This window comes from Anaerohalosphaeraceae bacterium, from assembly GCA_035378985.1.
In the GTDB taxonomy this organism is placed as follows: Bacteria; Planctomycetota; Phycisphaerae; order Sedimentisphaerales; family Anaerohalosphaeraceae; genus JAHDQI01.
Window position 1 is genome coordinate 1 of the sequence record DAOSUR010000031.1, and the last position, 11156, is coordinate 11156.

The following is an 11156-nucleotide window of genomic DNA, read 5'->3' on the forward strand; positions in this document are numbered from 1 at the left end:
TGGAGATGTTTTCTAAGCAATACGGCCCGGCCTATTTGGACAGATTAGATCCCGGAGAAGCCGAATCGCTGGCATTTTTGTTCCAAAGCAAAGATGATTGGTTGTTTACCTCCGGAGATGCCATTGTTTTCCAAATTCTCGGGGCCGCCGGCCGCTGCGACCAGGGAATTTCACTGGAAGAGATTCTGCAGGCACTGGGCCTGACGTGTAAAGACTTAAAGAAACAATATAGAAAGGATTTCCGCCTCCGCGAAACCCAAAGGGGGAAAATAGACGGAATTACCGGTTTTCAGCCTTAAACGTTTGCTCAGGCACGCATGTAGAGGCCGCCGTTGACGGCGATGTATTCGCCGGTGATAAAGTCCGCCTCGCGGCTGGCCAGAAAGAGCATCACTTTGGCGACGTCTTCGGCGGTACCGTTGCGTCCGAGGGGGGTTTCCTGGGCAACCTTTTGTCTGCGTTCGGGCGTGGAGAACCGCTCGTGGAAACGGGTTTCAATCAGGCCCGGCACAACGGTATTGACACGGATGCCGTAGGGGGCGAACTCGCGGGCCATCGCAATGGTCATCATATGCACCGCGGATTTGGCGGCGGCGTAGATGCCGGAGCCGCCTCCCCCGCCGTGATGCCCCGCCACCGAACCGACATTCACGATGCAGCCGCGCGATTGTTTCAAATGCTTCAGGGCAAACCGCGTCGCCAGAAAGACGCTGCGGCAGTTGGTTGCAAAGACATCCTCATAAAACTCCGGCGTCATCTCTTCGATGGAGCAGCGGGCCAGCATCGTGCCGGCATTGTTAATCAGAATATCCAGTCCCCCGGCCGCAGAAACAAAATCGCTCACCAGCCGCTGGACCTGCTTTTCATCCCGCATATCCGCGCAGAACAGACAGCCGTCGGAAACAGCTTTCACCTGCCGGAGCGTCTCCTCACCGCCGGAACGGGTCTGAAAATAGTGAACACCGACAAAACAACCCTGACGGGCAAAGGCCGCCGCGGCGGCCTGTCCGATGCCGCTGCTGGACCCTGTCACCAAAACGCGCTTGCCTCGCAGGTCTTCGTAAACAGCCATACCCTTCCCCGGCGGTGCGTTCCGTTTCGCCATCAATGAGCGACCGGCTGGCCCAGAAACTCCTTCAGTTCCGCCAGTTTCTCCTCGAGCAGTTCGGACGTCTTGGCTTCGACATTGAGCCGCAGCAGCGGCTCCGTATTGCTCGGGCGGACGTTGAACCACCAGTCTTTAAACTGCACGGTGATGCCGTCGAGGTCATCAACCTGTCCCTGGCTGTATTTGCGGGCCAGCTCCTTCATCACGGCTTCTTTGTTTTCCACCTCAAAGTTCATCTCACCGCTGGAGGCATACCGGCGAAGCGGGGCAATCAGTTCGCTCATCGACTTGGTGGTGGTGCCGAGAATATTGAGCAGGTGCACCAGGGTAATCATTCCGGAGTCGGCATAGAAATTGTCGCGGTAATAGAAATGGCCGCTCAGTTCGCCGCCGAAGCAGGCGTGGCTGTCGCGGAGGGTCTTCTTCATAAAGGCATGGCCGACCCGTTCGCGCCGCGGTGTGCCGCCGTGTTTGATAATCTCTTCGGGCACAACATGGCTGCTGCGGAGGTCATAGACAATCGCCGAGCCGGGATTTTTAGCCAGGAAATACGGCACCATCAGGGCCGTCAGCAGGTCGCAGCCGATGGTGCGGCCCTGCTCATCGACAACCATCAGCCGGTCGGCGTCGCCGTCAAAGCAGACCCCGACATCCGCCTGCTTGTCCCGAACGACCTGACGCAGCTGATTCAGGTTGGCCTCGACGAGCGGGTTGGGGTCGTGGACGAAGGTGCCGTCGTGTTTGAGGTTAATGCCGATCAGTTCGAGATTGTCCACATCGCCGAAGATGGCGGGCATCATCTTGCCGGCCATTCCGTTGGAGGCATCCACCACCACCCGAAGAAATCGGCGGCTGGGCTCCAGAAACTTCAGCACATGATGTTTGTACTCGCGGGTCAGATCACAGTGCTCTACCGAACCGTCGGGCCGTCCGAGGGTATGCAGCAGGGCCGTGGCAATGTGCTTAATATCCTTCAGGCCTGTGTCGGCTCCGATGGGTTTGGCCTGCTGGCCGGAAATCTTAAAGCCGTTGTACTTGGCCGGATTGTGCGAGGCGGTCACCTGCACGCCGCCGCAGGTGCCCAGATGATTGATGGCAAAATACATCTGCGGGGTGTCAATCATCCCGATGTCGATGACATTCGTGCGGGCGGCATTCATCCCTTCAATCAGGGCCTTAGCCAAAGCCGGGCTGTGCGTGCGCATATCATACCCGACGCAGATGCTCTGGGCATTGGCCAGACCCCGTTCATACCCCCGCAGCATCGAGCGGAGGAACTGGGCCGTGGCATGCCCGATTTTCCAGGCGGCTTCCTCATCCAGCTGGTCCGGATAGATTCCGCGAATGTCATAGGCCTTAAAAATGGCAGGATTCATTCGACATCTCCCAAAACGTAAGGATTTCCACCGAAACCCGCCTTCGAACAGACGGAGCGTTCCATTATAATCATAAGCGTATCTTATGCCCTTCAGAAGTCCCTGTCAACAGACAAATCCGAGCAGTTTTTTCCTTATTCTAATGAAACAAATCGTGTTAAAATAGCCGCCGATCGGCCGCCAAAAAGAGCCAAGAAGGAGGCCTTTTATGAGGGTCAAACTTCCGTCGGTCTGGTTTCGTAAACGGCTGAAAAGCGAACTGTCCGTACTGGAGGCGGAGGGGCTGTTGTCCGCTGAACAGGCGGCGGCTATCTGTCAGCGGTATCAACTGACTTCGCTGGCATCCGAAGGCACCCGGGCCCTGCTTACCACGATTTACTTTATCGGGGCAACGCTGGTCGGCATCGGCATCATCAGTTTTGTGGCGGCTCACTGGACCTATCTGAGCCGTGAACTGAAACTGACGCTGATTTTAGGGGCGATGCTGGCCGCTCACATCAGCGGTTTTCTGTTCTGGAAGGTCAGCGGGCGCCGGCCCAATCTGGGCCACACCCTCGTGCTGCTGGGGACGCTGATGTTCGGGGCCAACATCGGCCTTGTTGCCCAAATTTTTCACGTGCAGAGCAACTTTTACAACGGCTTTGCGGTCTGGACGCTCGGCGCCGTCGCTGCTGCCTGGGCGGTCCGGAGCGTACCCAATGCTGTGCTGGGACTGATTACAGCCGCCGTTTTTGGATTTGGGAATCTGGGTATCACAATGCTTCCCCTCTGTTCACCTGGCTGGCTCCGGCGGTTCTGGTTCTTTTTGTTCCGCTGGTTTATTATCTGCGGTCGCAATGGGTGCTGTGGGGCACGCTTCTGGTGAGCGGTTTTTTCTGGCCGATGTCAGTCCAAAACACTTTCGAACACCGCTTTCCCGAATACACATATGCCACGGCGGCCTCGCTGCTTGGACTGGTGTTTTTCTGCTGGGGTCTGGCGGGATGGAAAAGCCCCCGCGGACGGTTTGTGTCTGTGCCCTGCTGGACCGTTGGGCTTTTCTGGTGTTTTCTGGCGGTCTTTCTGGCTTCGTTTATCGATTACGCCAAGTACATGGTGACGGAAGCTGTCGGAAAAAAGGATTTGCCTGCTCAATATCCCCTGCTGATTACAGCCGGAGTGCTGGCTGCCGGGGCTGTCGGACTTGCAGTGTATTCCGGGCCTGTTCTGAAAAAAGGCCCGGATGACATCTGGTCGCTCGAATCGCTGTCGCAAACCCTTCCGACCAACCTTTCTCCGGAGCAAATTGCCGTCAAAGGCACTGTCATCGGGCACCAAATCGAGTACGGCATTGAGAACTTTTACATTCCGGAGAAGGACCGAAATGAGCTGGAAAGGGCCCTGCGGACCAGTCGCAAACGTGCGCTGGCTCAGATTCGCGTGGACAAGTACGGAAACGACGCCCTGATTCGGCTGATTGTGCAAGGGAAACGGTACGAATATTGAGCCGTTCCGGCGTTATTGTGCGGGGGTCTTCAGTTCGGCCACCAGCCGGCGTGTGGAGGGACTTTGGGCGGACTGGGCCTGCTTGAACGAGGGGGCCGCATCCGGATAGAGGGTCTTGAAGAGCTCGTTGTTGCGGACGATTTCCTTGAGGGCATCGGATTTTTCCCGTGCCTGCCGGAAAAAGGCGGCGGCCTTTAGTCCCCACGCCCCGCCCAGCAGCCCCGCCAACGCCAGGCCCAAATCCAGCAGGCCATCCGCCATCGACCACGGTCTCAGCTCGGCGGCGGCACCGTCGGCTTGCGCCCGGACAGCCGCAGGCCCTGCGGCTTCCAAAATCTCCTGCGCCGTCAGCACAGGCCCCATTTCCTGCGGCAGACCGTAATCGGCCGCAAAGGCACAGCTCTGCTGATAGGACAAAGCCGTCAGGTCCTGCAGCAGCGCAGAGGTCTGTTCCGTAACAGCCTGCTCGGCGGCCAGCTGGGCTGTCCGCAGATGGAGCCAGGCGTTTTGTTTTTGGGCCTGCGTAGCCGGACGGCGGAACCCCTCACAGCCGCACAACAAAACCAACAGAATAAAAAGCCCACTGTACTTGTTCATGTTTGCCTCCTTTTTTTCTTGATTTTCCCTGTCTTTTTTTCTATTCTGTTAAACGGATTCAAAGGATTCATCGATGAGAACCGGAACACTGATTCTTTTAACGGTGCTGTTTGCCCTCGTCGGCATCGCCCTGATTGGAGGGGGAATCGGGTATCTGATTTGGGATGCCAAAAAGCAGAAGAAGGCGGCCCAGCGAAAAGCCAGGTTCCAATCGCCCGCCGGTTTTGCAGCTCCTTCCCAGCCGAGTCAGGGAAACAGCCCCGCCTCAAAATGAAGGAGAAAACTTCGAGGACTCGACGGCCCGCAGGCGGTATTCCTGCGAAAGAGTCTTTTCCTGCAGAGCCTCGAGCCGGCCTGTAAACCGCTCCTGATTGTTCAGCAGCAGTTTGACATCATAGGCCACGCGGTCCAGCTGCCGCTGGAGATTGACCCAGGTGCCGACAATCAGCCCCGCCAGCGTCAGGAGCTGAATCAGGACGGACAGATTGATTTTTCGATCCAAGTGCCAGTGCTGTGCTTCCATCGGTGCATTCCTTCCTGACCTATTCTTTTCGGGACATTTTCGGCGACAGCGGAGCCAGCGGCTTTTCGATAATGGTGCCGTCTTCCGAAAGGAACCGCAGGAGCGTTCGGCGGCGAATCTGCTCGGCGGCCTGCTCATAATGCTGCTGTTTGCTTCGATAGAGCGCCTCGGTCTCTTTGTTCTGAACCAGCGAGGAAAAGACCATCGCCAGAACCATCCGAACGGACAGGATGCGCAAAGGTTCCGTGCTGAGCAGATCCTCGAGTCGAAAGGCCGCATCGGGCCGGTCGGGAGCAATCGGAAGGGCCTCCATCAGCAGACGAGCGGCTTCGGCGGACTGAGCATCGAAGGTGCCGATGCGGTAAAACAGCGAGGTGCCGGTCCCAACAGGAATCGGCTCGCTTTCCGGATCGGCCCGAAAGACCGAAAGGGTCAGCTGTGAGGCGCTGTCCACCCGCACAATTTCATAAACCCCATCGAGACTGCCCACGCCGTCCGACAGATAAATCAGGTGTCCCGCACGCACCTGTTTGGCGGGAAAATTTTCGCCGGCCGCCAGAAAAGCGGTGCCGGAGACCTGTCCGTTCTGGCCGCGTGCGAGCGTCTGGCCGGCAAACGATGTGCCTTTGAAAATCATCGGCTCATAGCAAAACAAATCCGCATCGGTGGAGAAGGCGACTTTCATAAAACTGCTCCCTCTTTCTTCTTTCGGATTTCGGATTTAGAAATCTGGATTTCGAAAAAGAGGCGGATTCTGCGGACCTCCTGCTGCCGTTCAAGGTGTCCTGCCGCAGAACCCGCCCGGTTTTTACTGACAAGTCAGCCCGCGAATCAGCCCGTGGGCGGCCTCGTTCTTCAGTTCGAGGGTGTACTCGCCGATGAGCTGGCCGCATTCATAATCGCCGCGGCTGGCCAGCGGTTTGTAATGGAAGCTTCGTCCGGCCAGGGGCAGAACACTGATGCGGCTGGAGTCCAGCAGCAGGACGGCATCCTGCGGCATCCACCGGGTCGTCACAATTCGGCACAGACCGAAATCGCTTTCGTAGAAACTTACCTGATCGCGGTAGGCGGTATCCGCCGGCCCGAAGGAACGCAGCCCCGTCAGAAAACCGTTGATTCTGCGCTTCTGAAAGCCGTTGACGACAATCAAATCGACGGTTGAGGAACTGGCTTCCCAGATTTTGCGCAGGACATAACTGATTTTCGGTTCATCCAGGTCGTTGCCTGACGGAAAGCCCTGTGCACCGACGGAATAAACGTGGGTCTGCAGGTGCTGGATGATGCCGCGCAGGGTCCGGCGGACGGTTGGGCTGCCTTGCGGCGTCGAGGCGGGCTGTCCGCCGTTGATGACGGTGTTTTCGAGGTCGCGGAGCAGTTCGCGAAGCCGCATCTGTTTTTGATAATCCATCTCATCGGCCAGCCCGATGGGACTGGCGGCCAGGTCCGTTCCGCTGACCTCTACGGACTGGGTGAAAATCTGCGTCCAGTTGCTTTGCCGCTGCCGGCAGGTAAAACGGGCCTGAGGGCGTTCGTCCCCTTCGAGGGCGGCGTTGCCGAGAATATTCACCGTCTGCCCGTTTGCCAGGGCCGAGCGCGTCGTGCCGGCATATCCGCGGATAACAGTGAGCGTATTGCCGGACACCTGCGTAACGAGCATCAGTTCCTGTTTGCCTTCAATCTGAATTTGATCGCCCGCTCGAAACCGCCCGCCGTCGCTCACATCAAACTGCGTTTCATTCAGCGGGTCCAGCAGCGACGAATCGCTGATGGAATCCTTGTTGGGCAGCAGCGCATCCTCAAGCCACTCGTGGCGGGTGCTGGCGGCGCTGCGGGCCGGGTCGCCGAGGGCGTCCAGCAGCGGCGTTTCATAGGGGGAAATGATGCCGACCAAATCCGATACGTCCTCCGCCAGTTCGGGCAGAGCAGGGCCGGCGCTGTAGGTTGCTTTTCCGGTAAACGGCATAATCAAACTCCTTTCTTTGAATAAATGAATTTCGAATCTCGAAATTCGAAACCAAAATGATTGGTTCGTGACTTCATACGGCTGATTTCAGCATTTCAGGTGAATTGTCTTCGGATGCGCAGGTATTCCTGCACATCGTTGAGCCGTCCGGTGCGTTCGGCCCTGCCGGCGGCCTGCTGAAGGGCGGCTGTGCGGTCGGGCAGTACACGCTGTCCGGCAGAGCGTTTCGGTCGTGCCGCATTGTCCGCCTCAAACAGCCAGCTCTTTTCCCTCCGGAGCCGCTCCAGCAGGGCCGGAATGTCGGCCTTGTCATTTTCCGCCAGCTGCTGACGAATCAGCAGACAGACGGTTTCGCTGTCGATTGCACCGGCGGCCCGGGCGGCCTGAAGGAGCTGCTGATCCGTCTGAATCCGGTCCAGCGTTTTGCGGAGAGTCTGATTCTCTGCATCCAGCCGATCACGCTCGGCCTTGATTTGGGCCAGTTCCTTCTCGGCGGCCTGGGCCTGCCGGCGAATCAGGACGGCCTCCGGAACCGCTTCCGCACCAAGAGGGGTTGTCTGTTCCTGTCGGGGTTCCTCGTTTGTGTGGGTCATACACTCGCTCCTTTCTGATAAAGATTTCCTTGTTTTGTCTGCTGGGAATTATTCCGCCGTCGGCTCGAAGTCTGCCGGTTCGTATCCCAATTCCTTGAGGATGTCGGCGGCGGGGACCCCGAGGTCTTTTTTGAGCTGGGCTTCTTTGAGCTGTTCGGCGGGCTCTTCGGGCAGCGGATTGGGAAAGCGGATGTCCAGCTGCCGCTCTTCGGGCGAGGTCGGAAAGACGCCGGCACGGTTGAAGATATCCAGAATGATTTCGGCCATCCGCCGAAGCCCCTGCCCATAGGTGTACTGCTTGCGGCTGTTGCGGGTGAGCATCCCCATAAAGGTCATCTTCAGGGCTACGCCGGAGGTCAGATGGCCGATTTTGTTCTTGAGCACACCGGCCACAACGGGGGTGACACCGCTGATTTTGTCCATTGCATCGCGGATGTCGAGGATGTGCAGGTTTTCGCTGGGGCAGTTGTCGTCGCCGCCGAATTCCTGAATGGAGGCGTTCTCGTTGTCCGTACACCACATCCTTCCGGGCGAAACGGGCTTTTCACCGACCCCCTCGATGCCCTTGGCCAGATACATTCGAAAGGCCTGCATCGTGAGCCGATTGGCCCGGTCGGACAGACGTGTGTTCAGTTCATCCTGCAGGCCGATGAGCTGCTCGACATCGCTGATGCCCTCGTAGGCATAGGGCTGCGAAAGATTCTGAATGTGCACGACGGGGATATAGCCGAGCGGATTAAGGCCTTCGGCAACGCACTGAAAATCTTCATAGCGCTGGAAGCAGCGAGGGCCAATGATTTCCGTGACGGCGGTTTTGCGGCGGCCGGCAGGAACAGAACGCCTTCGGAAAAACCGCTCCAGAAGCGCCGGCGGCTGCTCCGGTTCGTTTCGCTCCTGAAGAAAATGCTGAATGTAATAACGAATGGTTCGGCAGTCGTCTTCTTCCAGGACCGGCAGGGCTCGGGGGGCTTCGACCAGGTCCAGAGCAATCTCGGAAGCGAAGGTGCGGATGCGCGGAAGGGATACGGATGCATCGGGAGTCTGAACGGAACGGCCGGGGGTGGCGGCCTGAAGATGTGCATTCAGCCGAGCGCCGGGACGAATGATGCAGTCGACAAACCCATAGACAGCCCCGAGCACCGCCAGGTCCTGGAAGAATGCAGGGCCCCCGTTGGCCTCGAACACAGCTTCAAGAAGCGTCTGAATGGCTCTGCGGCGAGAAGCATTGGGGGCCCTGCTGACGAAAAAAACGCCTTTGCCGAAGAGAAAATCCACCATCGCACTGATGCGCCAGGCGATGTCGTTTTCGACTACGACTTCCTTGCGGCGGATATCGCGAACGACCTTGCCCGCATTGATGCCGTCAGGAGAATCATACAGCCGTCCGGTAATCCGCGGAGGCAGGCCCATTTCCTGTGCCTGGATATAGGGACGGGCGGATTCCGCACAGCGGCCGTCGGCATCTTCAAACGAAACCGGACCGATCAAGCGGTTCTGATAATACTCCCAGAGGCGATGAAAGCGGGCAAACCAGGTCGGCCAATGGGATTGAATAAGCCAGTCAAGAAAGGGCTCCTTCAGTGCGGAATCCTGAAAAATCGTCAAGTCGAACGCCATCGGTCGCCTCCGTTTTGCTTGTTTTGCTCTTTTTTGTCTCTCTACCCTTGGCGCACTGTTGCACAAATGAAACGAAAATTGGGGATGAAACGGACGGCAGGACCTACAATAAGTCCGAAAAAAATAAACGATTTATCAAAAAAAGAATAATTCTGAAAAAAATGTTTTCCCCCGTTGCAGTTTTGGACTGTATTAAAAAAGCTGCATTTTTTTCTTAAGTCTAACTCCAATAATCCCGAATCCCTTCTCAGAACAATTCCCGAATTCAGAAAAAAAACAATCCTAAGAGTTTAGGAGCTGAAGAATGGCAGTCTCAGCAACAACCTCATCTGTTACAAGGTCACACTCTGAAAAGAATCTCGCCATCGAAGGCAAATACTTAACATTTGCCATCGGGAATGAAGAGTTTGGGATAGAAATCCTGCAAATCCGCGAGATTATCGGCTATGTACCTGTTACGCCGGTGCCGAAATCGCCGGTTTACCTGAAAGGCGTATTGAACCTGCGAGGTCAGGTCATTCCGGTTATCGACCTTCGCCTGAAATTCGGAATGCCTGAGAAGGAGATTACAGACCATACCTGTATCGTTATCATTGAAACGCAGACAGCAGAAGGGGCAACTATGACCGGCCTGATAGTGGACCGGGTCTCGGAGGTCTTAGAGATTGAGGCCGACCAAATTGAGCCGGCACCATCTCTCGGCAGCACCATCGATACCTCTTTCCTCCGTGGGATTGCCAAGACAAACGATTCGGTCAAACTGCTGCTTGAAATCGATTCTGTCGTTCAGCAAAGCGCTGAGGAATTGATATAGTTCCTTTTTTTCTGAGGAGTCTGCGAATGGTTAAGAACATGAAACTGTCCACGAAGCTGTTTTTGGGATTCGGCTGTCTGGTTGTGATTACCGCCCTGCTGGGGCTGATCAGCTGGCGGGGCATGGCCAAGGTCAAAACCCTTTCCGACCTGACCCTCGACGGCCAGCAGGCGGTCGGACACCTGAATCAGTGTGCCACCCTCCGGCGGGATTTTATGATCCATAAATTCGCCGCCATCGGTTCCGACAACAAAAACGCCGCCGAAAAATGGATGGAATCCTATGACCTTCTGACTGCTGAACTCAAAGGTCTGTCCGAAAATACCCATCTGACCCAGCAGGACCAGCAGCTTGTTTCCAAAATGCTCTCCGCCAGCGGAGACTACCGCTCTCTGTTTGAACAGGGCGTCGCCGCCCAAAAGAAAAAAGATGAGGCCGTCGGAATCTGGCGAACCATCGGCACGGAAATGAGTTCTAATCTCAACGAGGCCATGGAAAAAGTTATTGACCCCGAGTTCCAAAAGGCCGTTCAGGAAAACAACACCGCTCAGGCCACATACTGGGCCGAGTTTGACCAGCTGCTGAATGAAAAGATTGTTCAGAACTTCCTCCTGATGCGGGTCAACGGCGTCTACCTGATTGCCAATGAAACCGACAAGGAATGGGACAACTTCCAGAAACAGCTACAAACCCTGCGAGACGGCCTTGCTGAATGGACCCAAAAAACCGCCTCGGAGCCCAAGCTGCAGGCCTATGCTTCCAAAATGAATGAGGCCGTCAGCCAGTACGCCCGCGCCGGCGAGCAATTCTATCAAAGCCTTCTGGACCAACGAAAGGCCTATTCGCAAATGGTCGCTACCGCCGCCAACATCGTCCAGATGATGAGCGAGATGGACGGTCATCTGCAGAACGCCCTGAAATCCACAGCCAATCTGGTCAACCTGACGCTGCTTCTGGCCTCCGCCGGCAGCATTGTCATCGGCATCATCCTGGCCTATGTCATCACCCGAAGCATCACCAAGCCCATTCACCAGATTATTGCCGACCTGACCACCGGCGCTGAGCAGGTCTCCAGCGCCT

At 56.6% G+C, this 11156-nt stretch carries 14 protein-coding genes; 6 read left to right on the forward strand and 8 right to left on the reverse strand.

Annotated features, from left to right (window positions below; all coding sequences use genetic code 11):
• A partial coding sequence (locus tag PKY88_12940; protein ID HOQ06105.1) for a hypothetical protein occupies positions 1 to 299 on the forward strand: 299 nt, incomplete at its 5' end.
• 8 nt (positions 300 to 307) lie between these two features.
• Here PKY88_12940 and PKY88_12945 read toward each other — a convergent pair.
• Entirely contained in the window at positions 308 to 1072 is a 765-nt protein-coding gene (locus tag PKY88_12945; GenBank protein ID HOQ06106.1) for a glucose 1-dehydrogenase, read from the reverse strand.
• Between the two features lie 32 nt (positions 1073 to 1104).
• Positions 1105 to 2484 (reverse strand): phosphomannomutase/phosphoglucomutase, encoded by a 1380-nt coding sequence (locus PKY88_12950; protein HOQ06107.1) that lies wholly within the window; start codon positions 2482 to 2484, stop codon positions 1105 to 1107.
• A gap of 208 nt (positions 2485 to 2692) precedes the next feature.
• Between PKY88_12950 and PKY88_12955 the strand changes: the two genes are divergently transcribed.
• Both PKY88_12955 and PKY88_12960 read left to right on the forward strand, forming a co-directional pair.
• Positions 2693 to 3349: a DUF2157 domain-containing protein gene (locus tag PKY88_12955; GenBank protein ID HOQ06108.1), complete on the forward strand. Its 657-nt coding sequence runs from the start codon at positions 2693 to 2695 to the stop codon at positions 3347 to 3349.
• A complete protein-coding gene (locus PKY88_12960) occupies positions 3325 to 3969 on the forward strand; it encodes a GDYXXLXY domain-containing protein (protein ID HOQ06109.1) in 645 nt (214 codons plus the stop codon). The genes PKY88_12955 and PKY88_12960 overlap by 25 nt, the downstream gene beginning before the upstream one ends.
• 12 nt (positions 3970 to 3981) lie before the next feature.
• On the opposite strand, the gene PKY88_12965 is transcribed toward PKY88_12960, so the two are convergent.
• Positions 3982 to 4566, reverse strand: coding sequence for a hypothetical protein (locus PKY88_12965; GenBank protein ID HOQ06110.1), 585 nt, complete (start codon positions 4564 to 4566; stop codon positions 3982 to 3984).
• A 73-nt stretch (positions 4567 to 4639) separates the two neighbouring features.
• Here PKY88_12965 and PKY88_12970 point away from each other — a divergent pair, with 73 nt between their 5' ends.
• Positions 4640 to 4840 (forward strand): hypothetical protein, encoded by a 201-nt coding sequence (locus PKY88_12970; GenBank protein ID HOQ06111.1) that lies wholly within the window; start codon positions 4640 to 4642, stop codon positions 4838 to 4840.
• On the opposite strand, the gene PKY88_12975 is transcribed toward PKY88_12970, so the two are convergent.
• The 5 genes from PKY88_12975 to PKY88_12995 form a co-directional block, all read right to left on the reverse strand.
• Positions 4832 to 5089 (reverse strand): hypothetical protein, encoded by a 258-nt coding sequence (locus PKY88_12975; protein ID HOQ06112.1) that lies wholly within the window; start codon positions 5087 to 5089, stop codon positions 4832 to 4834. The genes PKY88_12970 and PKY88_12975 overlap by 9 nt on opposite strands.
• A gap of 19 nt (positions 5090 to 5108) precedes the next feature.
• The gene (locus tag PKY88_12980) at positions 5109 to 5774 is read right to left on the reverse strand and encodes a hypothetical protein (protein ID HOQ06113.1); all 666 of its coding nucleotides are present in this window, start codon (positions 5772 to 5774) and stop codon (positions 5109 to 5111) included.
• Positions 5775 to 5897: 123 nt separating this feature from the next.
• The gene (locus PKY88_12985; GenBank protein HOQ06114.1) at positions 5898 to 7052 is read right to left on the reverse strand and encodes a DUF5309 family protein; all 1155 of its coding nucleotides are present in this window, start codon (positions 7050 to 7052) and stop codon (positions 5898 to 5900) included.
• Between the two features lie 95 nt (positions 7053 to 7147).
• Complete coding sequence (locus tag PKY88_12990; GenBank protein ID HOQ06115.1) at positions 7148 to 7645, reverse strand: hypothetical protein; 498 nt, start codon at positions 7643 to 7645, stop codon at positions 7148 to 7150.
• A 48-nt stretch (positions 7646 to 7693) separates the two neighbouring features.
• On the reverse strand, positions 7694 to 9262 hold the full coding sequence (locus tag PKY88_12995) for a phage portal protein (GenBank protein ID HOQ06116.1): 1569 nt from the start codon (positions 9260 to 9262) through the stop codon (positions 7694 to 7696).
• A 304-nt stretch (positions 9263 to 9566) separates the two neighbouring features.
• Here PKY88_12995 and PKY88_13000 point away from each other — a divergent pair, with 304 nt between their 5' ends.
• On the forward strand, positions 9567 to 10076 hold the full coding sequence (locus PKY88_13000) for a chemotaxis protein CheW (protein ID HOQ06117.1): 510 nt from the start codon (positions 9567 to 9569) through the stop codon (positions 10074 to 10076).
• Between the two features lie 26 nt (positions 10077 to 10102).
• Positions 10103 to 11156: MCP four helix bundle domain-containing protein (locus tag PKY88_13005; GenBank protein ID HOQ06118.1), on the forward strand; the 1054-nt coding region annotated here is incomplete at its 3' end.